We start from the raw sequence: 24,286 nt of genomic DNA, 5'->3' as shown, positions 1-24,286 counted from the left end.
GGGCCTCAGCCGCGACCCGGTGCAGGCGCCGTGGCAGGCGTCGCGAGCGTTGCGACCGACGCAGAGGCGAACGGGCCGCTCGGCTTTCGCCGGCTGCCAAGGCGTTCGGTCTCGGGGACGCGCGGCATCGCACCGCTCTGGCGGGTCGCGGCTTGCGCCGCCCCTGTCCCCGAGGGCCGGAGCGGCATCGATCAAGCCAAGCGGTCGGCCAGCGCGTCGGTGGCGGCGACCAGGGCGTCGACGATCGCCGGATCGGCGGCGCTGTGGCCGGCCAGGACGATGCGCAGCTCGGCTTCGGGCCAGGCCTGGGCCAGGTCGATCGCGCTGGCGACCGGGCAGATGATGTCGTAGCGGCCGTGCACGATCGTCGCCGGAATGTGGCGGATGCGCTCGACCCCGCGCAGCAGCTGGTCCGGCTGCAGGAACACGCGATTGCGGAAGTAGTGCGCCTCGTTGCGCGACACGTTGATCGCGACCTGCGGCTCCTCGCGGGTGTCGGCGCCGTCGGGGTCGTGGACCAGGGTGGTGCTGCCGCCTTCCCAGTCGCTCCAGGCCAGCGCTGCGGCCAGCCGGACCTGCGGGTCGTCGCTGTCGAGCCGGCGCCAGTAGGCCTCGGTGAGGTTGTCGTGCTCTTGCGGAGGAATGTAGGCCAGATAGCGCGCCCAACGCTCGGGAAAGATGTAGCGCGCGCCGCCGTCGAGTTCGTTGAACCAGCGCAGCTCGAAATCGCGGCCGAGGAAGATGCCGCGCAGGACCAGGCCCAGCACCGGCGCGGGATGGGTCTGTGCATAGGCCAGGGCCAGGGTCGAGCCCCAGGAGCCGCCGAACACCACCCAGCGTTCGATGCCGAGGTGGGCGCGGATTTTCTCGATGTCGGCGACCAGGTGCCAGGTGGTGTTCTCGCGCAACTCCGCGGCCGGGGTCGAGCGGCCGGCGCCGCGCTGGTCGAACAGCACGATGCGATAGCGCGCCGGATCGAAGAAGCGGCGGTGGTAGGGCGAGACCCCGGCGCCGGGGCCGCCGTGCAGGAACAGCACCGGCAGCCCGTCCGGGTTGCCGCATTCTTCGATATGCAGTTCGTGGATGGCATCGACCTGCAGGCGTTCGCTGCGATAGGGCTCGATTTCCGGGTACAGCTCGCGCACGGGCGTTCTCCGCTGGGGACGCGCGAGCATAGCGCCGCCGCGCGGCCTTGCCGTGTCCGCGATCGGCGGCGGGTCCTGCCGCGGCGGCCGAACCTTCGATCGATGGGACGGGGCGTGCGCGCCGCGGTCGTGGCGGTTTCCCCGGCGCGGCCGCTAGAATGCGCCGGCAGCGCGCACCGGCGCAGGCGAAAGTGGCGGAATTGGTAGACGCACTGGATTTAGGTTCCAGCGCCGCAAGGCGTGCGGGTTCGACTCCCGCCTTTCGCACCACACAAGCTTCTGATTTAAAAAGAAAAATCAGGAAAAAGTGTGCCAAAACTGTGCCAGTGTGCATCCCCTGCAGGATATCGATTCGCACTGGAAGATCTATCCGCTGCGCTCGGCTTTTTCAGACTGGTCGCGATCAGCCTTATTTGGGTAGTTCACTCTCGAAATGGTCGTTGAAGTCCTTCAAGACGTCAGCCAAGAGGTTGTAGTAGTGCGTGAAGGCCATCAATGAGCCGGAAAGGGTTGAGGCAATAGATCGCAGGCTCGACTCCCTGACTCTGGCTCCGAGGTGGAGCTCATGATTCTCGCGATCAATAGCCCCATAGCTACCCAGTAACCCCGACCAATTTGGGTGCGTGTACTCAGAAAGGGCGTCATAGGACGCGCGGAACTTAGGGATCTCTTTGTCGACTTTGTCTATGGCGGTCAGGACATTTATCGACTGTACGGGGTGCCCCTCCCATCGAGCTCCGACCAGCGAAGATGTCAGAAATTCACCTAACCTGGATTCATTTGGAGAACTCAGAAATCTCTCCAACTCTCGGTGAAGGCAGAACAAAATTGCTACGGTCTCAACGAGCGATCTGGTGAGGATTGCCCCTGGCACCACCTGCCCATCCTCTAAGTGTTGAGTCGCTGTCTTGGCGAGGTCCGCTGCTCGATGGATAAGCAATTCGCGTAGTGAGGTCGCTTTGAAGGGCAGCATCGATTCCAGGCTCAAACCTGCTGCGGGCACCATCTTTGGCAAGCTGGCCTGGAGTTCATCGGACATGATCCTGGCTTCTTCTAGCCGGAGCTTCCTGTCTTGATCGTCCATGTGGCGGATGCTCCTCGGGTCAAGGTGTGCCGCTTGTGGCACAGATGCATTGGAGAGGCGGCACAGATGGCGTCGCTCTGTGCCATGTGTGCCAAGAACTCTGCTTCTAGGTGATTGAAATATATAGCTCTTCACTGGATCGAGTCCCGCCTTTCGCACCACGCCGGCTGGCCGACGCCAGGCCGCCGCAAACGCAACGATGGCCGTCGGACCCGTCCGGCCCTTCGATCTTGCCTCTGAGCGGCTCGGTGAACTCGTTGTTCGATGCGGGCGGGGCGACATGCCTACGGCGTTCCTGTATCGCCCGTACCTATCTCGCCGCCATTGGCGGCGGCGCATCCGTCTCGGGCAATTCTGATACGGACTGGCCCCATGCGCGGAAACTGGCTGGATTTCGTTCCTGCCCGGCGCCTCGCGCCGCCGCTGCCGCCCCCGAAACCGCCGAACCGCGCGCAAAACCCCGTCCGGAGGGGATTTCCCGCCAGCCGGCGCTGGCAGCGGCGGCCTTTATCGGCCAAACTAGCAAGTTCCGCTGGCCGGCGATGCGTCGTGGCCGGCGGCCGGACAGGATCATCAACATTCGTGCCGCGGCGGGTGCCGCGGTCGCAGGAGTGGATATGCAAGTTTCGCTCGAATCGCTGGGCTCGCTCGAACGCCGACTGACCTTCAGCTTCCCGGCCGAGAACCTGGAAAACCAGGTCGGCGGCCGCCTGCGCGAGATCGCGCGCGGCGCCAAGATCAAGGGTTTCCGCCCGGGCAAGGTGCCGGCCAAGGTCATCGAGCAGCGCTTCGGCGCCCAGGTGCGCGCCGAGATCCTCGACGGCATGCTGCGCGAAGGCTTCAGCAACGCCGTGCGCCAGGAACAGCTGCAGATCGCCGGCCAGCCGCGCATCGAGCCGGCCGCCGACGCCGGCGAGACCCTGTCCTACGTGGCCACCTTCGAAGTCGTGCCGGATTTCGGCGACATCGACGTGTCCAAGCTCAACATCGTCCGCCATACCGCCGAAGTCGCCGATGCCGACATCGACGCGATGATCGAGAACCTGCGCCTGCAGCGCCGCACCCTGCAGAAGGTCGAGCGCGCCGCTCAGGCCGGCGACGTGGTCGAGGTCGAAACCTGGACCCAGGTCGGCGACGAGCGCTTCCCGGCCGAAGGCGCCGAGTACGGCAGCACCGTGATCGGCTCGGAATCGATGTTCAAGCCGCTCGAAGAGGCCCTGGTCGGGGTCAAGGCCGGCGACGAGACCGTCGCCGAGGTCGAGTTCCCGGCCGACTGGCGCGCGCCGCAGCTGGCCGGCAAGCAGGCCAAGGTCCACCTCAAGCTCACCAACGTGTCCGAGCCGGTCCTGCCGGAGGTCGACGCCGAGTTCATCAAGAGCTTCGGCGTGAAGAGCGGCGAGGCGGACCAGTTCCGCAACGACATCCGCACCAACCTGGAGCGCGAGCTCAAGGGTGCGCTGATGACCCGTCTGCGCCGCGAAGTCGGCGAGCAGCTGATCGCCGCCTACGAGTCGGTGGAAATGCCGCCGAAGCTGGTCGAGGCCGAAGCCCGCGACATGGTCTGGCAGACCGTCGAGCAGGCCCGCCGCCAGGGCCGCCACATCGAAGCCCCGGCCGACGCTCACCTGAACTACATGGATGCGGCGCGCAAGCGCGTCCTGGTCGGCCTGCTGGTCGGCGAGATCGCCCGCCGCAACGAGCTGCGCCTGGAGCCCAAGCGCGTCAACGAGACCCTGCGCCTGATCGCCTCGACCTACGAGGAGCCGCAGCAGGTGATCGACCTGTACCGCAACGACCAGCAGCTGATGGCCGGCCTGCAGAACCGGGTGATGGAAGAGCAGGTGATCGACTGGATCGCCGAGCGCGCCCAGCACACCGAGCAGTCGCTGTCGTTCAGCGAAGCGATCCGCCCGGCCTGAGCCGGGTCCGCGCCGGAGCGAACATGCCCGATCGGGCGGTCGCGCCGGCGCGGAAGCAATTAGCAATCGCGCCTCTTGCGCTGCGGCCCGGCCGGCCCCAAGTTGGTCGGGCCGCGCTTGCGTTAACAAGCGCAACTTCTAAGTCAGTCAATAGGTGCCGTCGAAATGGATAACCTGACCAAAGCCCTCAACCTGGTGCCGATGGTGGTCGAGCAGACCAGCCGCGGCGAGCGCGCCTACGACATCTATTCGCGTCTGCTCAAGGAGCGGGTGATCTTCCTGGTCGGCGGCGTCGACGACCACGTCGCCAACGTGATCGTGGCCCAGATGCTGTTCCTGGAAGCCGAGAATCCCGAGAAGGACATCAACTTCTACATCAACTCCCCGGGCGGCGTGGTCACCGCCGGCATGGCGATCTACGACACCATGCAGTACATCAAGCCGGACGTGAGCACGATCTGCATCGGCCAGGCCGCCAGCATGGGCGCGCTGCTGCTCGCCGCCGGCGCCAAGGGCAAGCGCCTGGCGCTGCCGAATTCGCGGGTCATGATCCACCAGCCGCTGGGCGGCTTCCAGGGCCAGGCCACCGACATCGACATCCACGCCCGCGAGATCCTGACCCTGCGTCAGCGCCTCAACGAGATCCTGTCCAAGCACACCGGCCAGTCTCTGGAGACGATCGCGCGCGACACCGAGCGCGACAACTTCAAGAGCGCCGAGGCCGCCCGCGACTACGGCCTGGTCGACCAGGTGCTGGAACGCCGTCCGGACGAGACGATCCAATCGGCCTGAACGAGCGCGGACGCAAGCCATTGATCCGCATCGGATAACCGTCCAGCCCCCGACGCGAGGCGGGGGCGAACCGCTGTGTTATCCTCGGGCCGTGACAGCTGAACGAGCTGCGGCGGCCCGGGCCGCCGGACCCGCTCCGGAACACGAGTACGATTTAGAGCACCAACGGGCCAACGCATGACCGACGATCGACAAGGACGCAGCACGGGCGACAGCAACAAGATCCTGTATTGCTCGTTCTGCGGTAAAAGCCAGCACGAGGTCCGCAAGCTGATCGCGGGCCCGAGCGTGTTCATCTGCGATGAGTGCGTCGAGCTGTGCAACGACATCATCCGCGAGGAGCTCGAGGAAAAGGCGCAGTCGGCGCGCAGCCACCTGCCCAAGCCGCGCGAGATCCTCGAGGTGCTCGACCAGTACGTGATCGGCCAGCAGCGCGCCAAGCGCACGCTCGCGGTCGCCGTGTACAACCACTACAAGCGCATCGAGAGCCGGCAGAAGAACGACGACGTCGAACTGTCGAAGTCGAACATCCTGCTGGTCGGTCCGACCGGTTCGGGCAAGACCCTGCTCGCCGAAACCCTGGCGCGCCTGCTCAACGTGCCGTTCACGATCGCCGACGCCACCACGCTGACCGAAGCCGGCTACGTGGGCGAAGACGTCGAGAACATAATCCAGAAGCTGCTGCAGAAGTGCGACTACGACGTCGAGAAGGCGCAGCAGGGCATCGTCTACATCGACGAAATCGACAAGATTTCGCGTAAGAGCGACAACCCCTCGATCACCCGCGACGTGTCCGGCGAAGGCGTGCAGCAGGCGCTGCTGAAGCTGATCGAAGGCACCATCGCCAGCGTGCCGCCGCAGGGCGGGCGCAAGCATCCGCAGCAGGAATTCCTGCAGGTCGACACGCGCAACATCCTGTTCGTGGTCGGCGGCGCGTTCGCCGGCCTGGACAAGATCATCCAGCAGCGCAGCACCGAGGCCGGCGGCATCGGCTTCGGCGCCAAGGTGAAGAGCAGCGAGCGCAAGGCCGACATCGGCAAGGTGCTGGCCGACGTCGAGCCGGAAGACCTGATCAAGTTCGGCCTGATCCCCGAGTTCGTCGGCCGCCTGCCGGTGGTCGCGACCCTCGAGGAACTGGACGAGGCGGCGCTGATTTCGATCCTGACCGAGCCGAAGAACGCGATCACCAAGCAGTTCCGCAAGCTGTTCGAGATGGAAAGCGTCGAGCTCGAGTTCCGTCCGGACGCGTTGGCGGCGATCGCGCGCAAGGCGCTCAAGCGCAAGACCGGCGCGCGCGGCCTGCGCACCATCGTCGAGTCGGTGCTGCTCGACACCATGTACGAGCTGCCCTCGCTGGAGAACGTCAGCAAGGTGGTGGTCGACGAGTCGGTGATCGAACACAAGTCCGAGCCTTACCTGATCTACCAGAACCCGCCGGCCCAGCCCAAGGTCGCTTCGGCCGAGTGAGTTCCTCGCCCCTGCCTCGGCAGGGGCGATCGGTTTTTGCCCCCGCTTCGGCGGGGGCGATTCGTTTTAGGGCCCGTTCGCCCCAGTGATGGAACTCCGGCGCCGACCGGCCCGCCGGTCGCGTCGGGGCAGCGCGCGCCGCCGGTTCAGGCGTCTTCGTCCGCGTCCTCGTCGCACCACTCGATCATCGTCGCGTGCATCCGCTCCACGCCCTCGCACAGCGCATCCTCCAGCGACTGGCCGGCGGGGCTGGCGGCGAGCAGGGCGCGCAGCTCGCGCGCGGTGCGGTCGAACCGGTCCTGGTCGTAGAGCAGCGCACCGAAACGACCGTCCGGATCGGCGTACAGGTACCAGGCGCTCTCTAGCACCGTGTCGGTGCGGTACCAGCCATAGCAGCGGTAGCGCCCGTTCAGTTCGTCCAGTTCGGCCTGGGAGAAAGCGCCGCCGGCGGCGAACTCCGGCCGGTCGTTGCCCCAGCTGTGCGCGATCATGTCGACCAGGCCCAGGGAACGGATCCGCAGGTAGGCGTTGGCCGCCTCCAGACCATCGGCCAATTGCCCGGGAAGCGGCAGTTCCATGCAATAGGACTCGGTATTGTCCTGGTTGTGCAGGCCGCCGAAACGGCGATAGAACTGCACCAGGTCCGCCGGCAGCGGCCGCGGCTCCAGCGCCTGCAGGCGCTCGATCTGGGCCGGCTCGGCCGGGCCGGCCGCGAGCAGGGTGTTGTAGTCGTCGTCCCAGAAGCGGGTCCGGCTTGCGTTGTATTGCTCGATGGCATCGTGCAGTCGTTGCATCGGTGGCGTCCTTGGCGATGGGGCAGGCGGCCGGAATGCTCTGTCCCAGGTTCGGCTTTGTATCACAAGGCGGTGATTTTCAAGCGGTTTTTATTGATTTTGCGGGCCGCCCGACGGGCATTGCTTGCGCTCCTGGGCCGCCACCCCCATAACGGGAGCCTGGATGCCCCGGCATCCTCACCCCACGCTTGTCGAGACCCCCGATGACTCAGTCTTCCGCCGAATTCATGACCCTGCCGGTGCTGCCGCTGCGCGATGTGGTCGTGTTCCCGCACATGGTGATCCCGCTGTTCGTGGGCCGCGACAAGTCGATTCGCGCCCTTGATCTGGCGATGGAAGCGGACAAGCGCATCCTGCTGGTCGCGCAGAAGTCCGCCGAGACCGACGACCCCGGCGCCGCCGACCTCTACGAGATCGGCACCCTGGCCCAGGTGCTGCAATTGCTCAAGCTGCCCGACGGCACCATCAAGGTGCTGGTCGAGGGCGTGTCGCGCGTGCGCGTCACCGAGGTCGCCGAAGGCGACGGCGCGCTGTCCGGCCGGGCCGTTGCGGTCGAGCCGGTGGTCGATCGCGAAGAACGCGAGATCGAGGCCATCGCGCGTTCGCTGATGGGCCTGTTCGAGCAGTACGTCAAGACCAACCGCAAGCTGCCGCCGGAGCTGATGCAGACCTTGGCCGGCATCGACGAGCCCGGCCGCCTGGCCGACACCGTCGCCGCCCATCTCGGCGTGCGCATCGGCGACAAGCAGAAGCTGCTGGAGACGCACGAGATCGGCGCGCGCCTGGAGCAGCTGGTCGGCCTGGTCGACGGCGAAATCGACGTGCAGCAGCTGGAGAAGCGCATCCGCGGCCGGGTCAAGTCGCAGATGGAGAAGAGCCAGCGCGAGTACTACCTCAACGAACAGATGAAGGCGATCCAGAAGGAGCTCGGCGAGATCGACGACGCGCCCAACGACGTCGACGAGCTCGCGCGCAAGATCGCCGAAGCCGGCATGCCCAAGCCGGTGGAGACCAAGGCCAAGAACGAGCTCAACAAGCTCAAGCAGATGTCGCCGATGTCGGCCGAGGCGGCGGTGGTGCGCAACTACCTCGACTGGCTGCTGGGCGTGCCGTGGAAGAAGCGCACCAAGATCCGCAAGGACCTCAAGGCCGCGCAGGACGTGCTCGACGCCGACCACTTCGGCCTGGAGAAGGTCAAGGAACGCATCCTCGAGTACCTCGCGGTGCAGACTCGGGTGAAGAATATGAAGGGCGCGATCCTGTGCCTGGTCGGCCCGCCGGGCGTGGGCAAGACCTCGCTCGGCCAGTCGATCGCCAAGGCCACCAACCGCAAGTTCGTGCGCATGTCGCTGGGCGGCGTGCGCGACGAGGCGGAGATCCGCGGCCATCGCCGCACCTACGTCGGTTCGATGCCGGGCCGGATCGTGCAGAACCTCAACAAGGTCGGCAGCAAGAATCCGCTGTTCGTGCTCGACGAGATCGACAAGATGTCGATGGACTTCCGCGGCGATCCGTCCTCGGCGCTGCTGGAAGTGCTCGACCCGGAGCAGAACAACGCCTTCAACGACCACTACCTGGAAGTCGACCTCGACCTCAGCGAGGTGATGTTCGTCGCCACCTCCAACTCGCTCAACATCCCCGGCCCGTTGCTGGACCGCATGGAAGTGATCCGGATTCCGGGCTACACCGAGGAGGAGAAGCTCAACATCGCCATGCGCTATCTGCTGCCCAAGCAGATCAAGGCCAACGGCCTGAAGTCCGAGGAGATCAAGATCGCCGAAGCGGCGGTGCGCGACATCGTGCGCTACTACACCCGCGAATCGGGCGTGCGCAATCTCGAACGCGAGATCTCCAAGATCTGCCGCAAGGTGGTCAAGGAAATCGCCCTGGCCGGGCCGAAGAAGAAGAGCAAGGAAGGCGCGATCAGCGTCGGCTCCAAGAACCTGGAGAAGTACCTGGGCGTGCGCCGTTACGACTTCGGCCGCGCCGAGGAAGCCAACGAGATCGGCCTGGTCACCGGCCTGGCCTGGACCGAGGTCGGCGGCGATCTGCTGCAGGTCGAAGCGACCCTGGTGCCCGGCAAGGGCCAGTTGCTGCTGACCGGCCAGCTCGGCGACGTGATGAAGGAATCCGCGTCGGCGGCGCTGTCGGTGGTGCGCGCGCGCGCCGAGCGTCTCGGCATCGACGTGGAGTTCCTGCAGAAGCACGACGTGCACGTGCACGTGCCTGAGGGCGCCACGCCGAAGGACGGCCCCAGCGCCGGCATCGGCATGGCCACCGCGCTGGTGTCGATGCTGACCAAGAATCCGGTCAAGGCCGACGTGGCGATGACCGGCGAAATCACTCTGCGCGGGCGCGTGCTGCCGATCGGCGGACTGAAGGAAAAGCTGCTTGCTGCGCTGCGCGGCGGCATCCGCACGGTGATCATTCCGGAAGAGAACCGCAAGGATCTGGCCGACCTGCCCAAGAGCGTGACTCAGGGTTTGAAGATCGTGCCGGCGCGCTGGATCGACGAAGTGCTCGACCTCGCGCTGGAGCGTCCGATCGCGCCGCCGAGCGCGTCGGGCGAGGGCGAAATTCCGGTGCGCGACAGCGGCAAGGCGGCTTCGCAGCCCGACGTCAAGCACTGATCCGGGCCGTCGGTCGGAAACGTCGAAAACCGCTGAAACCCGCGCCACAGCTAGCTTTCCAGCTTGCACCCCCAATATGCCGCTGGTATAACGACCGCAACCGCGTCGCAGGCATTCATCACAAAACTGCGACGCGGCTCGCTTGATCGTAGCGACGCCGCAACGTCGCGGCGATTCTCAGAACACGCGGTCTATCCGCATAGGAGTAAAGAAAATAATGAACAAGGCCGAACTCGTAGCGGCAGTTGCCGAAACCGCAGAGCTGTCGAAGACCGACGCTACCGCTGCCGTTGACGCGCTGATCGACGTCGTTACCAAGGCGCTCAAGAAGGGCGACACTGTTACGCTCGTTGGCTTCGGCACCTTCCAGGTGCGCAAGCGCGCCGCTCGCCAGGGCCGCAACCCGAAGACCGGCGAAACCATCAAGATCGCGGCTTCGAAGAATCCCTCCTTCAAGGCTGGCAAAGCGCTGAAGGACGCTGTAAACTAAGCAACTCGCCGGGGCTGCCAGGGGCGGCCGCCAGCGGAACCCTAGGCTCGGGGTGCTTAGCTCAGCGGTAGAGCGTCTCCCTTACAAGGAGAGGGTCGGGGGTTCGAAACCCTCAGCACCCACCAGGTTCGACCTGGTCTTCTGCCGGACCCGTCCAGAGACGGGGTCCAAGCGGGTACGAGTCGGGTTCGGTTGCACCGAGTTCAAAACGCGGAGTGGTAGTTCAGTCGGTTAGAATGCTGGCCTGTCACGCCGGAGGTCGCGGGTTCGAGTCCCGTCCACTCCGCCAGTTTTGCCAGAGGCGCCGGAAACGGCGCCTTTGTTTTCTAATAAGTGAGAACGTTCGATCGGGCCCTGGGCGGATCGGGCGGAAAGGTTCAAAACGCGGAGTGGTAGTTCAGTCGGTTAGAATGCTGGCCTGTCACGCCGGAGGTCGCGGGTTCGAGTCCCGTCCACTCCGCCAGTTTTGCCAGAGGCGCCGGAAACGGCGCCTTTGTTTTCTAATAAGTGAGAACGTTCGATCGGGCCCTGGGCGGATCGGGCGGAAAGGTTCAAAACGCGGAGTGGTAGTTCAGTCGGTTAGAATGCTGGCCTGTCACGCCGGAGGTCGCGGGTTCGAGTCCCGTCCACTCCGCCAGTTTTGCCAGAGGCGCCGGAAACGGCGCCTTTGTTTTGCAGCGACGCTCCGGCCATGTCCGGGCGGACGCAGGTTCCAAGGTTCGAAGCGCGGGCTTCGGCGCTCGGGTTTCGAGGCCGCGGCGACCCGCTTCCGGTTTCATCGTTCCAGTTTCGATATGCAGTTTCAAAACAGCGGAGTGGTAGTTCAGTCGGTTAGAATGCTGGCCTGTCACGCCGGAGGTCGCGGGTTCGAGTCCCGTCCACTCCGCCAGTTTTACCGAGGCGCCGGAAACGGCGCCTTTTCTTTTGCCCGCGGCGGGCCCGGTCGGGGCGGGTGTTCGTTTTGCTGCGCAGCATGCCCCGCGCCGGTGGCGGGCGCCCCTGGCACGGCGCCCGCCGTCCCTGCGGCCGCCGGGACGGCCGGATTGCGACCGGCGTCGCCGGCCTCCGCCCGCCGCCCGGAACCGCGCTAAACTGTCCGGCTTACGACTGAACGCGACCCGGAACATGCTGCAGACACTTCGCGACAAGACCTCGGGCTGGATCGCCACGGTGATCCTGGGCCTGCTGATCATTCCCTTCGCCTTCGTCGGCATCGAGCAGTACCTGGTGCAGCGGGTCGACAACGCCGTGGCGCGGATCGAGATGGCGCCGTCGTGGTGGCGTTCGGCGCCGTCGTGGTGGCCGGTCTCGATGCTGTGGACCAAGGCCGCGGTCGAGCGTTCCGAATTCGACGAGCGCTTCCAGCGCGAACGCGACCGTCGCCGCGCCGCCGAAGGCGAGGCTTTCGACGCGCGCGAGTTCGAGAAGCCGGAAAACAAGCGCAAGGTGCTCGACCAACTGATCGACGAGCGCGTGCGCATGCTGGTCGCCGAAACCGAAGGGCTGTCGGTCGCCGACGGCGCCGTGGTCAAGACCATCCAGGCGGTGCCCGAATTCCAGGACGGCACCGGCAAGTTCAGCCAGGAGCGTTACCTGTACGGCCTGCAGATGCGCCAGCCGCCGCAGTCGCCGACCGAGTTCGAGCAGTTCGTGCGCGATCGCCTGATGGAGAACCTCATCGTCGGCAACGTCGGCGAGAGCAGCTTCCTGACCCAGGCCGAGATGGATCGCCTGATCAAGCTGATGGGCGAGCGCCGCGACGTCAGCCTGCTGCTGATGCCGCCGCCGGCCGCCGATACCGCCGAGGTTTCCGCCGCCGAGATCCAGAAGTGGTACGAGGGCCACGGCAAGGATTTCCGCGCGCCGGAAAGCGTGATCCTCGAATACGTCGAACTGACCGGCGCGACGCTGCCGCCGCCGGGCGCGCCGACCGAGGCTTCGCTGCGCAAGCGCTACGAAGACGAGAAGAGCCGCTTCGTCGCCGAAGAGCAGCGCCTGGTCTCGCACATCCAGATCAACGTCGCCGCCGGCGCCGACGCCGCGGCGCAGAAGGCCGCCGAAACCAAGGCCGCGCAGATCGCCGCCCAGGCCAAGGCCGCCGGCGCCGACTTCGCCGCGCTGGCGCGCGCCAACAGCGAAGACCTCGGCTCCAAGGCGGTCGGCGGCGACCTGGGCTGGATCAACAAGGGCACCTTCCCGGGCGCGTTCGAAGACGCGATGTTCAAGCTCAAGGTCGGCGAAGTCAGCGCGCCGGTGAAGGACGAGTCGGGCTGGCACGTGATCCTGGTGCGCGAGGTCAAGGCCGGCCAGGTGCAGCCGTTCGAGGCCGTGCGCGAGACCCTGCTGCGCGAAGAGAGCGAGACCTCGCGCGAGCGCGCCTTCAACGACTTCTCGGCCAAGCTGGTCGACATGGTCTACAAGAACCCGACCTCGCTGGCCGAGCCGGCCAAGGCGATGAACCTGGCGGTGATGAAGACCGGTCCGATCACCCGCGACGCCGCACTCAACAACGGCGGCATCGGCGCCAACCCGGCGGTGATCCGCGCCGCGTTCTCCGAGGCGCGCCTGCAGGACAACACGGTCAGCGATCCGATCGAGATCGGCCCGGAGCACAGCGTGCTGATCCGAGTGGTCTCGCATACCCCGGAACGTGCGCTGCCGCTGGCCCAGGTGCGCGACAAGGTGATCGCCGCGGTGCGCGCCGACCGCGCCGCCAAGGCGGCCGAGCAGGAAGCGCAGGCGCTGCTGGCGCGCGTCAACGCCGGCGAAACCCTGGCCGCGGTCGCTGCGTCCAAGCAGTTGCCGGCGCCGGAAGTGGTGCCGAACGTGGCCCGCGGCATGCCGCTGCCGACGCCGGAAGTGGCCGAGGCGATCTTCGCCCTGAAGGCGCCGGCTGCCGGCAAGTCCAGCGCCGGCAAGGCGGTGCTGCCGGACGGCCGCGTCGTCCTGTTCGCGGTCGACAAGGTGGTGCCGGGCAACAAGGCCGACATCCCGCCGGCGCAGTTGGACATGATGCGCACCCAGATCTCGCAGCTGGGCGGTTACGAGGAAGGCCGCGAGCTGACCTCGGAGCTGCGCAAGCGGGTCAAGATCCAGGTGATCGACGACAACCTGCGCTGATCCGCGGCGCGCAGAACGAGAAAGGCCCGGCTTGCGCCGGGCCTTTTTTTGCGCTTGCGCTCGCCACCGCGTGCCGCCCGCGGCGGGGCGGCACGGCGAGCCGCCGGCCTACAGCGGGCCGCGTTCCCAGGGGCCGGTGATGGCGAAGGTGATGCCCGGGGTCTGCATGTTGACGAACAGGATGCGGCCGGCCGGGTCCCAGCAGGCGCCGCAGAACTCGCTGTCGCGGTAGTCGCCTTCGGCGATGTTCTTGCCGGCGTCGGCGATCTGGGTCGAAGTCAGCTCGGCGTTGTTCTTGCACAGATAGAACGACTCGCCGGCGCGGGTCAGGCCGATCAGGCGCGTGCCCGGGCCGTACTCGTCGGGGCTGCCGGCCGGCGCGGCGTCCGGGTCCTCGCACAGCACCACGCCGCCGCGCGCGTTGACGGTGATGTTGTCGGGGTTGTGCGCGGCGAGTTGGTGGTTGCTGACGAACAGCGCGCGCAGGCGTTGGGTGAACAGGTCCAGCACCCACACCGCGCCGTTGCCGCGGCCCTTGCGGCCTTGCGCGTCGACGCCGCTGCTGGTGTCGACGATGAACATCTTGCCGTAGCTGTACCAGATGCCTTCGCCCCGGCTCATGCGCAGGCCGCCTTCGCTCCAGGCCTGGGCGAACGGGCCGCTGAGGGTGTCGTTGCCGCCGATGTCGGGGAAACCGCTCGGGGCCAGGATCGAATCCAGGTCCGGATCGGGGATGTCGACCCATTCGAGCTGGAACTCGTTGCCGATCGCCGCGGTGGTCAGGTCGGCGTTGCGCTTGCCGCGCACGCGCGCGGCCTGCAGCCGGCCGCCGTGTTCGAGCGAGCCCGGACGGCCATAGCGGTCGTGGGGAATGAAGCGGTACAGGCCGGACTTGTTGCGGTCGTCTTCGGTCAGATAGACGATGCCGGTGCGCGGATCGATCGCCACCGCTTCGTGGCTGAAGCGGCCCAGGCCGATCAGCGGCCGGCCGGTGGTGCGTTCGCTGCGCGGATCGACTTCGAACACATAGCCGTGCTTGCGGCCGGTGCTGGACACGGCATTGCTCTTGATCTCCTCGCAGGTCAGCCAGGTGCCCCACGGGGTCGGGCCGCCGGCGCAGTTGACCATCGTGCCGCCGAGGCTGGCTTCGACGCTGTCCCAGCCGCCGCCGTGGCGGCCGCCGTCGAAGCGGTAGCGCAGGGTGGTGGTGCCGCCGCCGGGCTGGCCGCCGGAGACCGTGCCGGTGTCGTACATGCCCGGCGCGCGGATCGGCGAGTTGCCGGCGCCGCGCTCGTGATTGCGGATCAGCACCAGCTCGTGACTGGCGTGGCCGCGGCCGTGCGGGCGATGCGGGACGCGACGCGCGGCGACCACCGCCATGCCGTCGTGGCGGTCCGGACAGGGCCGGCCGTCGGCCATGCGGTCGCCGCTCCAGGCGAAGGAGCGATAGCTGAAGCCGCGCGGCAACTGCAGCAGCGGCAAACCGGTGGCGAGGTCGGCGACCGGCGCGAGCGGGCCGTAGCGGCTCGGCACCGGAGCGATGCGGCTGGGGTCGGTCGCGGCATCGGCCTGGCGCGAGTACAGCGCGCCGAGACTGCCGATCGCGCCGACCGCCATGGCGGCAGCGCTGCTCTTGATGACCTGGCGGCGGGAGGGATCGAACGCATCCATCGGGATACTCCTGCGGGGCTGGGGGCGGGGGAACTGAGCACCCTAGGCCGGCGCGGTAACCGGAATATGACAGTCCCGCCCAGGCGGGACCGCGATCGCGCGCTTGGCTACCATGCGCGCATGAAAAGCAGATTGATCGCGGTCGGCGAGCGCGCGCCGCGCTGGGTCGCCGAAGGCTTCGGCGAATACCAGAAACGCCTCTCGCATTGGCTGCCGCTGGAGCTGGTGGAGATCGAGCCCGGCCTGCGCGGCAAGGGCCGCGACGCCGCGCGCGCGACCCAGGACGAGGGCGCGCGCGTACTCGCCGCGTTGCCGAAGAACGCCTGCGTGGTGGCGCTGGAAGGCCGCGGCCGGTTATGGACTTCGGAACAGCTGGCGCAGCGCCTGGAACATTGGCGCGGCCAGGGCCGCGACCTGGCGTTCCTGATCGGCGGCCCGGAAGGCCACGCCCCCGACGTGCTCGCCCGCGCCGACGAACAATGGTCGCTGGGCCCGCTGACCCTGCCGCACATGCTGGTGCGCCTGGTCGCGGCCGAGCAGCTGTACCGGGCGGCGGCGTTGTTGGCCAATCATCCGTATCACCGGGCTTAGGCCCGGTGACGGGATTGGGGATTCGGGATTGGGGATTCGTAAGAGCAGGAGCAAAAAGCCGGCGAGCTGCTTTTGCCAATCCCAAATCCCCAATCCCGCAACAGCGAAAACCCGGGCAAGGCCCGGGTTTTCGCTGTTGCACACGCGCGTCAGCGCGCGCTCACTGCGCCAACTTGAATTCGATCGGCACCCGGCCGCGGGCCTGCACCGGCTGGCCGTCGCGCATCGCCGGCTGGAAGGTCCAGCGGCTCAGCACCACCCGGCGCGCGGCCTGGTCGAGGATGCGGTGGCCGCTGCTGCGGACCACGCTGACGTCGAGCGGCTTGCCGTCGACGCCGACCAGGATCTCCAATTCGACCACCCCGGTCAGGTTGTCGCGCACCGCCTGCGGCGGGTAGGGCGGGGCGGGGTTGTTGAGGGCCTGCAGGCTGGCGCCGGTCTGGATGCCCGGGTCGCTGCCGGCCGGCGGGTCGGCCTTGGCGACCTGGATCTGCGGTTGCTCGATGCCGGCGAAGTCGGTCGGCGCCGGATCGGGGTGGTCGACCACGATCGTCGGCGGCTGCTCCTGTCGCACCGGCTGGGTCACCGTCGGCGGAGCGGGCTTGCGATTGATCGGCAACGGTTCTTCGATGACCGGAGGCGGAACCGGCTTCGGCCGCAGCGGAATCTGGATGATCGGATCTTCGTCGACCGGCGGCAGCAGCAGCTTGGGGGCGCTCAGCGGCGCCAGCAGCAACAACAGCATCACCGTATTGAAGGCGATCGCGCCGGTGTTGCCGGCGATGCGCACGCCGTCCAGCGGCTGGCGGAGCTGGGAAGAGGGAATCGCACGAACCATGGGCTTCCTCCTTGGATGATCGACACAACGACAATCAACGTGCGCCTACCGCGAACGGGGTCGAATCTGAAGCCGGCTTTCGATCACAAACTGCTCCGTGGGTTTGCCAAACGCAAGCGGTTCTCGTTTGCGACTTTGGTCGTGAGGGCCGGATGCATCGGCATCCAATCCTCGACGCAGATCGCCGGCGGATCGCGGACGATGCTTGCGCGATTGCTGCAACGAGATCGCCGATGCGGGCGCCGGCGGCGTTGGGCTTTGGCTGAATGGCAGGCAACGAAGCGCGTCGGCCTGGGCCGTCGGCCACTTGCGGCCGCGTCGCTCGCCAACGCCTAAAACGACGAGGCCCGCTCGCGCGGGCCTCGTCGGGTCGGTCGTGACGGCCGCCTCGGGGCGGCAGGACGGCAGCGGCGGCGCCGCTCAGTCCTGGGCCGGGTCGGTGCCCGGCGCGGGCTTGCGTTCCAGGCCGCCCTCGTCGGGCGACGGCGGTTTGCGCCCGGGGCGCTGCGCATCGTCGCGGTCGCGCGGTTGCGGCTCGGGGTAGCCCGGCGCGCGCGCCGGCTTGCCGTCGGGTCCGCGCGGAGCCTGCTTGTCGGCGCCGGCCACGATCACTTGCCCAGTTCGAACACCACGTCGAGGTTCATCGACAAGGTGTTTTCGCCCGGCGAGACCGAGGTGTCGGCCGCGGCGCCGGCCTTCTCCATGCGCATGGCCATCATCGGCATCGGCATCGGCGGGGCGAAGCGGCCGCCCTCGCTGACGCTGACGATGCGGCGCACCTTCATGCCCAGGGCCTTGGCGTACATCTCGGCGCGGGCCTGGGCCTTCTCGATGGCGCCGCGGCGGGCTTCGTCGAACGCGGCTTCCTTGTCCTTGTCGTCCAGGTCGAAGCTCGGGCCGTTGATCTGGTTGGCGCCGGTGGCGACCAGCGAGTCGAGGATCTTGCCGACCTTGGAGATGTCGCGGATGACGATGTTGACGTTGTTGTTGGCCTGATAGCCGGTGATCTGCGGCGGCTGGTTTTCCTGGTAGCGGTACTGCGGGTTGAGGTTGATGCCGCTGGTCTGGATGTCGCGCTCGGCGATGCCGGCGGCCTTGATCGCGGCCACGACCTTGGCCATCTGCTCGGCGTTGGCGCGCATCGCCGCGTTGGCGTCGGCGGCCTGGGTGACCACGCCGGTGGAGACCGTGGCGATGTTGGGAGTGCGCTTGGCCTGGGATTCGGCCGAGACCGACAACAGGGTGCCGTCGGTGGCGACGTAAGGCGTGGTCTGGGCGGACGCGGACATGGCGGTGACGGCTCCGAAGGCGAGGAAGGCGGCCAGCGCCAGCGGGCGCAGCGAAGCCGAGCGGGAAGCGGGACGGGGGGCGGAGACGGCGGGGGGCATCGTGCGGGCGGAACGCTGGAACGGCGACCGGATCATGTGGAGCTCCTTGGGTGACGAGGCTAGGGTCTTGCTGAACTGGTTAACGAACCGTGATTCGTGACGGGGTTTGCGCGAGCGAATGTCGGCTGGCGCTCAGTCAGCGCGGGTTATGCTTCCGCGCATGCTCTATCTCGCCTCCCAGTCGCCGCGGCGACGCGAATTGCTGGCCCGCCTGGGCCACGAATTCGGCCTGCTCGAACTCGACGTGCCCGAACAGCGCCAGCCCGGCGAACCGGCCGAGGACTACGTGCGCCGGGTCGCCCGCGAGAAGGCCGGGGCCGGCCTGCTCAAGGTGGTCGGCAACCCGGCCGCGGTGGTGCTGGGCTCGGACACCGAGGTCGTGCTCGACGACGAGGTGTTCGGCAAGCCGCGCGACGCCGCCGACGCGGCGGCCATGCTCAGGCGCCTGTCCGGCCGCACCCACCGGGTGATCTCCGCGGTCTCGCTGGTCTCGCCGGCGCGCGAGGCCCAGGCCGTGTCGGTGTCCGAAGTCAGCTTCGCCGAACTCGACGAGGCGACCATCGCCCGCTACGTGGCCGGCGGCGAACCGATGGGCAAGGCCGGCGCCTATGCGATCCAGGGCGCGGCCGAGGCCTTCGTGACCCGGCTGTCCGGCAGCTACTCCGGGGTGATGGGGCTGCCGCTGTACGAAACCGCGCAGTTGCTGCGCCAGTTCGGGCTCGGCTAGCCCGCGCGGCGCCGGCCGCTTCCGTCTCCCCCGTACCGTTGTTTTTCGCCGCCCCCGCCGCCCTGGACCCCGCGCCGCCCCATGACTGAAGAAATCCTGGTCAACGTCACTCCGCGCGAGACCCGCGTCGCCGTGGTCGAGAACGGCATGCTGCAGGAACTGCACATCGAGCGCGGTTGGCGCCGCGGCGTGGTCGGCAACATCTACAAGGGCAAGGTGCAACGGGTCATGCCCGGGATGCAGGCGGCGTTCGTCGAGATCGGCCTGGAACGTGCCGCGTTCCTGCACGCCGCCGACATCGTCAAGCCGAACCAGAGCGGCGAGAGCGAGGGCGACGAGGCGCCGCTGCCGCCGACCCCGACCCGGCCGATCGCCGAACTGCTGCGCGAAGGCCAGGAGATCGTGGTCCAGGTGGTCAAGGACCCGATCGGCAGCAAGGGCGCGCGCCTGACCACCCAGCTCAGCATTCCCTCGCGCTACCTGGTGCTGTTGCCGCGCACCCGCGTAGTCGGGGTCTCGGCGCGGATCGAGGACGAGGGCGAACGCGCGCGGCTCAAGAGCCTGGTGACCTCGCTGGCGCCGTCGGCCGAACACCATGGCTACATCGTCCGCACCAACGCCGAAGGCCAGCCGGAAGAGGCGCTGGCCGAGGACATCGCCTACCTGAGCCGGGCCTGGTCGCTGATCGCCGAGAAATCGCGCAGCTGCAAGGTCGGCGAGCGCGTCTACGAAGACCTGAGCCTGCCGTTGCGCGCGGTGCGCGACCTGATCCGGCGCGACGTGGAGAAGGTCAAGGTCGACTCGCGCGAGACCTGCGAGCGCCTGCGCAGCTTCGCCGCCCAGTACATGCCGGGGCTGGCGGAGAAGATCGAGCACTACACCGGCGCGCGGCCGATCTTCGACCTGTACGGGGTCGAGGACGAAATCCAGCGCGCGCTCGACAAGGAAGTGCCGCTGAAGTCCGGCGGCTACCTGGTGATCGACCAGACCGAGGCGATGACCACCATCGACGTCAACACCGGTTCCTTCCTCGGTCAACGCAACCTCGAGGAAACCGTTTACCGCACCAATCTGGAGGCGGCGCAGTCGGTCGCCCGGCAACTGCGGCTGCGCAACCTGGGCGGCATCATCATCATCGACTTCATCGACATGACTGACCTGGAGCACCGCCGCCAGGTGCTGCGCCAGCTCGAGAAGGCGCTGACCCGCGATCACGCCAAGACCACGGTGTACGAATTCTCGCCGTTGGGCCTGGTGGAGATGACCCGCAAGCGCACCACCGAAAGCCTGGAGCGCCAGCTCAGCGAGCCCTGCCACGAATGCGGCGGCCGCGGCACGCTCAAGACCCCGGAAACGGTGACCTACGAGATCTTCCGCGACATCGTCCGCCAGGTGCGCCAGTTCGACGCCGCGCGCCTGCTGGTGATCGCCTCGCCCAAGGTGGTGGCGCGGATCACCGACGAGGAATCCGCCGCGGTCGCCGAACTGGAGGAATTCCTCGGCAAGTCGATCCGCTTCCAGGCCGACGACCAGTATGCGCAGGAGCAGTTCGATGTCGTGCTGCTCTGAGGCGGGGATTGGGGATTTGGGATTCGGGATTCGTGAAAGCGGGTCGGGGCGAGCCTGCGACCGACGCGGGTCGACCGTGCTTTTGCTTCTGCGAATCCCCAATCCCCAATCCCCAATCCGGTCAGGACGCGGAGCGGCGCGCTGATGCCCACCCCCCTGCGCCGCCGCCTGCGCATGGCCCGTCGTGGCGCCTTCTATGGCGTCGCGATCGTGCTGGTGCTGGTTGCGGTGTTGCTGGGGGCGGCGAGCCAGGTGCTGCCGCTGGCCGAGAGCCATCCCGAGCAGGTCGCGCAATGGCTGAGCCAGCGCGCCGGGCGGCCGGTGGCGTTCGATCGGGTGCAGACGCAGTGGACCCGGCGCGGGCCGTTGTTGCGCCTGGACGGATTGCGCATCGGCGAAGGCGCGCAGGCGTTCACCATCGGCGATGCGGAAATGTTGGTGTCGGTCTACGCCGGCCTGCTGCCGGGGCAGTCGTTCTCCGAGCTGCGCCTGAAGGGCCTGGATCTGACTCTGGAGCGCGCCGGCGACGGGCGCTGGAAAGTGCGCGGTTTGCCCGGCCAGGACAGCGCGCCGCAGCGCGATCCGCTGTCGGCGCTGGAAGGCCTGGGCGAGCTGCAGGTGATCGACGGCAAGCTGGCGGTGATCGCGCCCAGCCTCGGCGTCGAAGCGCGCATTCCCAAGATCGACCTGCGCCTGCGCGTGGACGGGCCGCGCGTGCGTGCCGGCGCGCGGGTGTGGCCCAGCGTCGGCGTCGCCGGGGCGCCGTCGACGCCGCTGGACGCGGTATTGGATTTCGACCGCCGCCGCGGCGACGGCCGCGCCTACGCCGGCGCCACCCGCGCCGACCTCGCGGGCTGGTCGCCGCTGCTGAAACTGGCCGGAATCCGGATCGAGTCCGGCCAGGGCCGCGCCGAGGCCTGGGCCGAGTTGCGCGGGCACCGGGTCGCGGCGGTGACGGTGTCGGCCGCGCTCGACCGGGTCGGCCTGCGTGCCGAGCGTCACGGCGCCCACGCCGATGCCGCGCCGGCGCGGACCGAATTCGAACATGTCGAAACCCTGTCGTTCTGGCGCCTGACCGAGCAGGGCTGGCGCTACGACGCGCAGCGCCTGCGCATCGGCAGCGGCGAGCAGGTGCAGACCCTGGACGGGCTCGCCGTCGCCGGCGGCGAGCGCTATGCCTTGCGCGCGCCGCGCATCGACGCCGGCCCGCTGATCGCCGTGGTCGCGCTCAGCGACGCCTTGCCCGAACGCCTGCGGCATTGGCTAGAGACTGCCAAGCCGCGCGTATCGCTGAGCGAGATCGCCGTGAACGGCCGCCGCAACGGGCCTCTGTTCGCCAGCGGCCGGATCCAGGCGCTGGGCTTCGACGCGGTCGGTTCCAGCCCCGGGCTGCAGGGCCTGTCGGGACGCTTCGAAGGCGATGCCGACGGCTTCGTGCTCGACCTCGATCCGGCCTCGCCGATGCGTTTCGACTGGCCGACCGGTTTCGGCGTGGCGCATACGGTCAGCCTCGACGGCCGCGTCGGCGGTTGGCGCGAGGGCGCCGGCTGGCGCATCGGCACCACCGCGCTGCGCGTGCAGGGCAAGGGTTTCGGCGTGCGCGCGCGCGGCGGCCTGTGGTGGCAGGGCGACGGCACCCGACCGTGGATCGACATCGCCGCCGACCTGGACCCGACCCAGGTACCGGTCGCCAAGGGCTTCTGGATCCGCGACAAGATGTCGGCGCATCTGGTGCATTGGCTCGACACCGCCTTGGTCGGCGGCCGCCTGAGCGATGCCCATGCGGTGATCTCCGGCGACCTCGACGACTGGCCGTTCAACCGCAACAACGGCTTGTTCGAGGCCAGCGCCCGGCTGGAGGGCGCGGTGGTGAAGTTCCAGCCCGAGTGGCCGGCGGTGGAAGGGCTGGACGCCGACGTGCGCTTCGTCGCCGACGGTTTCAGCGTCATCGGCAACGGCCGCATGGCCGGGGTCGGCGTGCGCCGGGTCGAGGCCGGCATCGATCGCTACAAGGACGGCCGCCTGCGCGTCGAAGCCGACGGCGCCGCCGATGCGGCGCAACTGGTGGCCCTGCTCAAGCACAGTCCGCTGCAGAAGGACCATGCCGACACCCTGAACAACGTGCGCGCCAGCGGCCCGGCCCAGGTCGGTTTCGAAATGGAACTGCCGCTGCGGCCCAACAGCCAGACCCGCATCGCCGGTACGGTCGCGCTGGACAACGCCAGGCTGGCCGACCCGCGCTGGAAGCTGGCTTTCGAACAGGTGCGCGGCCGCGCCGAATACGGCCGCGGCGGTTTCCGCGCCGAAGAGCTGGCGGTGCTGCACGAGGGCGCGCCGGGCAAGCTGTCGCTGCGCGCCGGCGACGAGTACGTGCGCGACCGCGGCAACGTGTTCGAGGCCGCGCTCGACACCGCCTCCGGCGCCGACGAACTGATCGCGCGCGGCCCGGACGAACTGGCCTGGCTAAAGCCCTACCTGGACGGGCGCTCGCTGTGGACCGCGGCGATTTCGATTCCCAAGAGCCCGGGCGCGACTACCGCGGTCAAGGCCACCGGCGTGGCCGCGCCGGCGCCGACCGTGCTGCGCCTGCAATCCAACCTGGTCGGCACCGCGCTGAGCTTCCCCGCGCCGCTGGCCAAGCCGGCCGCGGCGAGTCTGCCGACGACCGTCGAAACCCCGTTGCCGCTCGGCAGCGGCGATGTGCGCGTATCGCTGGGCAACGTGCTGGCGGTTCGTGCGCGCACCGTCAACGGCCGCACCGGCGTGCGCGTGGCGCTGGGCAGCAACCGGGTCGACGAGGCGCCGCCGGCCGCCGGCCTGATCGCCACCGGACGCGCAGCGCAGCTCGACGCGGTCGACTGGATCGCGCTGGCCCACGGCGACGGCGGCAGCGGCGAGGGCGGCGGCCTGGCCTTGCAACGCATCGACGTCAGCGCGCAGCAACTGCAGTTGATCGGCGGCAACTTCCCCGACACCCGCATCATCGTCGCCCCGGCGCCGCGCGGCGCGACCGCGGTGCGTGCCGAAGGCGCGGCGCTGGAGGGCGCGGTGCTGATTCCGGGCGGCGAGGGCGGCGCCATCGCCGGCCGCTTCGCCCGCGTGCATTGGCGCGCGCCGGCGCCTGCAGGCGGCGCGGGGCCGAATGCAAGCGCGAGTGCGGCGGCGCCGGCGCACGCCGCGAGCGCGGGCCAGGATCAAGGCATGCACCCGGCGCAGATTCCGGCCCTGCTGCTCGACATCGCCGACCTGCGCGTCGGCGACGCGCCGTTGGGCCAGGCCAGCGTGCGGACCCGGCCGACCGCGGCCGGCATGCGCATCGAACAGATCAGCACGCGCGCGCCGAAGCAGGCCATCGACCTCAGCGGCGACTGGACCGGCCGCGGCGCGAACGCGCACACGCATCTGAACCTCAGCGTCGACAGCGGCGACGTCGGCGCGCTGATGAACGGTTTCGGCTTCGCCAACCAGATCGGCGGCGGCCGCGCCAAGGCCAAGTTCGAGGCCGGCTGGCCGGGCAGCCCGGCTGGCTTCGCCCTGGGCTCGCTCGAGGGCAGCCTGACCCTGGATGCGCGCGACGGCCGCCTGCTGGAGATCGAGCCCGGCGCCGGGCGCGTGCTCGGGCTGCTCAGCGTGGCCCAGCTGCCGCGCCGGTTGACCCTGGATTTCCGCGATCTGTTCTCCAAGGGCTTCGCCTTCGACCGGATCGGCGGCACGGTGCGCTTCGGCAACGGCAGCGCGCGCAGCGACGACCTCACCATCGACGGCCCGGCCGCGGCGATCTCGATCCGCGGCGCCGCCGACCTGCGTGCGCAGCGCTACGATCAGACCATCGAAGTACGGCCTAAGGCGGCCAACGTGCTGACGGCGGTGGGCGCGCTCGCCGCCGGCCCGGTCGGCGCGGCGATCGGCGCGGCCGCCAACGCAGTGCTGCAGCGTCCGCTGGGCAGCCTGGCTTCCAAGACCTACCGGGTCACCGGGCCGTGGAAAGAGCCCAAGGTCGAAGTGGTCACCCGCGAACAGACCCGCGCCGCCGCCACGACGCCGCCGGCCGGCTGAACGCC

Annotated in this window: 17 protein-coding genes and 6 tRNA genes; 16 read left to right on the top strand and 7 right to left on the bottom strand. The window is 68.4% G+C overall.

The window, feature by feature from the left end; genetic code table 11:
- Window positions 1–191: 191 nt before the first annotated feature.
- Window positions 192–1,145 carry a prolyl aminopeptidase gene (gene pip / locus V2J18_RS14925; protein ID WP_064749762.1) on the bottom strand — a complete coding sequence of 318 codons (954 nt, stop codon included), beginning with the start codon at window positions 1,143–1,145 and terminating at the stop codon, window positions 192–194.
- Window positions 1,146–1,330: 185 nt separating this feature from the next.
- Between pip and V2J18_RS14920 the strand changes: the two genes are divergently transcribed.
- Window positions 1,331–1,415: transfer RNA gene (locus V2J18_RS14920), tRNA-Leu, on the top strand.
- A gap of 139 nt (window positions 1,416–1,554) precedes the next feature.
- Here the strand turns inward: V2J18_RS14920 and V2J18_RS14915 are convergent.
- Complete coding sequence (locus tag V2J18_RS14915) at window positions 1,555–2,229, bottom strand: hypothetical protein (RefSeq protein ID WP_336132143.1); 675 nt, start codon at window positions 2,227–2,229, stop codon at window positions 1,555–1,557.
- A 617-nt stretch (window positions 2,230–2,846) separates the two neighbouring features.
- On the opposite strand from V2J18_RS14915, the gene tig reads away from it, so the two are divergent.
- The 3 genes from tig to clpX all read left to right on the top strand — a co-directional run bounded on the left by tig (window position 2,847) and on the right by clpX (window position 6,407).
- On the top strand, window positions 2,847–4,148 hold the full coding sequence (tig, locus tag V2J18_RS14910) for a trigger factor (protein WP_064749763.1): 1,302 nt from the start codon (window positions 2,847–2,849) through the stop codon (window positions 4,146–4,148).
- A 165-nt stretch (window positions 4,149–4,313) separates the two neighbouring features.
- Window positions 4,314–4,940 carry an ATP-dependent Clp endopeptidase proteolytic subunit ClpP gene (clpP, locus tag V2J18_RS14905; RefSeq protein ID WP_064749764.1) on the top strand — a complete coding sequence of 209 codons (627 nt, stop codon included), beginning with the start codon at window positions 4,314–4,316 and terminating at the stop codon, window positions 4,938–4,940.
- A gap of 177 nt (window positions 4,941–5,117) precedes the next feature.
- A complete protein-coding gene (clpX, locus tag V2J18_RS14900; RefSeq protein ID WP_064749765.1) occupies window positions 5,118–6,407 on the top strand; it encodes an ATP-dependent Clp protease ATP-binding subunit ClpX in 1,290 nt (429 codons plus the stop codon).
- A 146-nt stretch (window positions 6,408–6,553) separates the two neighbouring features.
- On the opposite strand, the gene V2J18_RS14895 is transcribed toward clpX, so the two are convergent.
- Window positions 6,554–7,201, bottom strand: a complete 648-nt coding sequence (locus tag V2J18_RS14895; protein ID WP_064749766.1) for an SMI1/KNR4 family protein — start codon at window positions 7,199–7,201, stop codon at window positions 6,554–6,556.
- Window positions 7,202–7,404: 203 nt separating this feature from the next.
- On the opposite strand from V2J18_RS14895, the gene lon reads away from it, so the two are divergent.
- The 8 genes from lon (at window position 7,405) to V2J18_RS14855 (ending at window position 13,441) form a co-directional block, all read left to right on the top strand.
- Window positions 7,405–9,831 carry an endopeptidase La gene (gene lon / locus V2J18_RS14890; protein ID WP_336132142.1) on the top strand — a complete coding sequence of 809 codons (2,427 nt, stop codon included), beginning with the start codon at window positions 7,405–7,407 and terminating at the stop codon, window positions 9,829–9,831.
- 142 nt (window positions 9,832–9,973) lie between these two features.
- Complete coding sequence (locus V2J18_RS14885) at window positions 9,974–10,321, top strand: HU family DNA-binding protein (protein WP_261370217.1); 348 nt, start codon at window positions 9,974–9,976, stop codon at window positions 10,319–10,321.
- Window positions 10,322–10,371: 50 nt separating this feature from the next.
- A tRNA-Val gene (locus V2J18_RS14880) sits at window positions 10,372–10,446 on the top strand.
- An 87-nt stretch (window positions 10,447–10,533) separates the two neighbouring features.
- Window positions 10,534–10,610, top strand: a tRNA-Asp gene (locus tag V2J18_RS14875).
- A gap of 97 nt (window positions 10,611–10,707) precedes the next feature.
- Window positions 10,708–10,784: transfer RNA gene (locus V2J18_RS14870), tRNA-Asp, on the top strand.
- A 97-nt stretch (window positions 10,785–10,881) separates the two neighbouring features.
- A tRNA-Asp gene (locus V2J18_RS14865) sits at window positions 10,882–10,958 on the top strand.
- A gap of 175 nt (window positions 10,959–11,133) precedes the next feature.
- Window positions 11,134–11,210, top strand: a tRNA-Asp gene (locus V2J18_RS14860).
- A gap of 236 nt (window positions 11,211–11,446) precedes the next feature.
- Complete coding sequence (locus tag V2J18_RS14855) at window positions 11,447–13,441, top strand: peptidyl-prolyl cis-trans isomerase (RefSeq protein WP_336132141.1); 1,995 nt, start codon at window positions 11,447–11,449, stop codon at window positions 13,439–13,441.
- A gap of 108 nt (window positions 13,442–13,549) precedes the next feature.
- Here the strand turns inward: V2J18_RS14855 and V2J18_RS14850 are convergent, their stop codons facing one another.
- Window positions 13,550–15,112 (bottom strand): alkaline phosphatase PhoX, encoded by a 1,563-nt coding sequence (locus tag V2J18_RS14850; RefSeq protein ID WP_336132140.1) that lies wholly within the window; start codon window positions 15,110–15,112, stop codon window positions 13,550–13,552.
- A 120-nt stretch (window positions 15,113–15,232) separates the two neighbouring features.
- Here V2J18_RS14850 and rlmH point away from each other — a divergent pair, with 120 nt between their 5' ends.
- On the top strand, window positions 15,233–15,703 hold the full coding sequence (gene rlmH, locus V2J18_RS14845) for a 23S rRNA (pseudouridine(1915)-N(3))-methyltransferase RlmH (RefSeq protein WP_064748763.1): 471 nt from the start codon (window positions 15,233–15,235) through the stop codon (window positions 15,701–15,703).
- 160 nt (window positions 15,704–15,863) lie between these two features.
- Here the strand turns inward: rlmH and V2J18_RS14840 are convergent, their stop codons facing one another.
- The 3 genes from V2J18_RS14840 to V2J18_RS14830 all read right to left on the bottom strand — a co-directional run bounded on the left by V2J18_RS14840 (window position 15,864) and on the right by V2J18_RS14830 (window position 17,929).
- Window positions 15,864–16,541 carry an energy transducer TonB gene (locus V2J18_RS14840; RefSeq protein WP_336132139.1) on the bottom strand — a complete coding sequence of 226 codons (678 nt, stop codon included), beginning with the start codon at window positions 16,539–16,541 and terminating at the stop codon, window positions 15,864–15,866.
- A 420-nt stretch (window positions 16,542–16,961) separates the two neighbouring features.
- Window positions 16,962–17,153 (bottom strand): hypothetical protein, encoded by a 192-nt coding sequence (locus tag V2J18_RS14835; protein WP_064748765.1) that lies wholly within the window; start codon window positions 17,151–17,153, stop codon window positions 16,962–16,964.
- Complete coding sequence (locus V2J18_RS14830) at window positions 17,150–17,929, bottom strand: SIMPL domain-containing protein (RefSeq protein WP_064748766.1); 780 nt, start codon at window positions 17,927–17,929, stop codon at window positions 17,150–17,152. The genes V2J18_RS14835 and V2J18_RS14830 overlap by 4 nt, the downstream gene beginning before the upstream one ends.
- Before the next feature lie 160 nt (window positions 17,930–18,089).
- Here V2J18_RS14830 and V2J18_RS14825 point away from each other — a divergent pair, with 160 nt between their 5' ends.
- The 3 genes from V2J18_RS14825 (at window position 18,090) to V2J18_RS14815 (ending at window position 24,281) form a co-directional block, all read left to right on the top strand.
- Entirely contained in the window at window positions 18,090–18,656 is a 567-nt protein-coding gene (locus V2J18_RS14825; protein WP_064748767.1) for a Maf family protein, read from the top strand.
- Between the two features lie 81 nt (window positions 18,657–18,737).
- Window positions 18,738–20,225, top strand: coding sequence for a ribonuclease G (gene rng / locus V2J18_RS14820; RefSeq protein WP_064748768.1), 1,488 nt, complete (start codon window positions 18,738–18,740; stop codon window positions 20,223–20,225).
- 144 nt (window positions 20,226–20,369) lie between these two features.
- Entirely contained in the window at window positions 20,370–24,281 is a 3,912-nt protein-coding gene (locus tag V2J18_RS14815; protein WP_064748769.1) for a YhdP family protein, read from the top strand.
- Window positions 24,282–24,286: the final 5 nt, after the last annotated feature.

Source organism: Lysobacter firmicutimachus (assembly GCF_037027445.1).
GTDB classification, from domain to species: domain Bacteria; phylum Pseudomonadota; class Gammaproteobacteria; order Xanthomonadales; family Xanthomonadaceae; genus Lysobacter; species Lysobacter firmicutimachus.
Note: the sequence above shows the minus strand (reverse complement) of the source record. Positions and strands in the feature narration are given on the sequence as shown.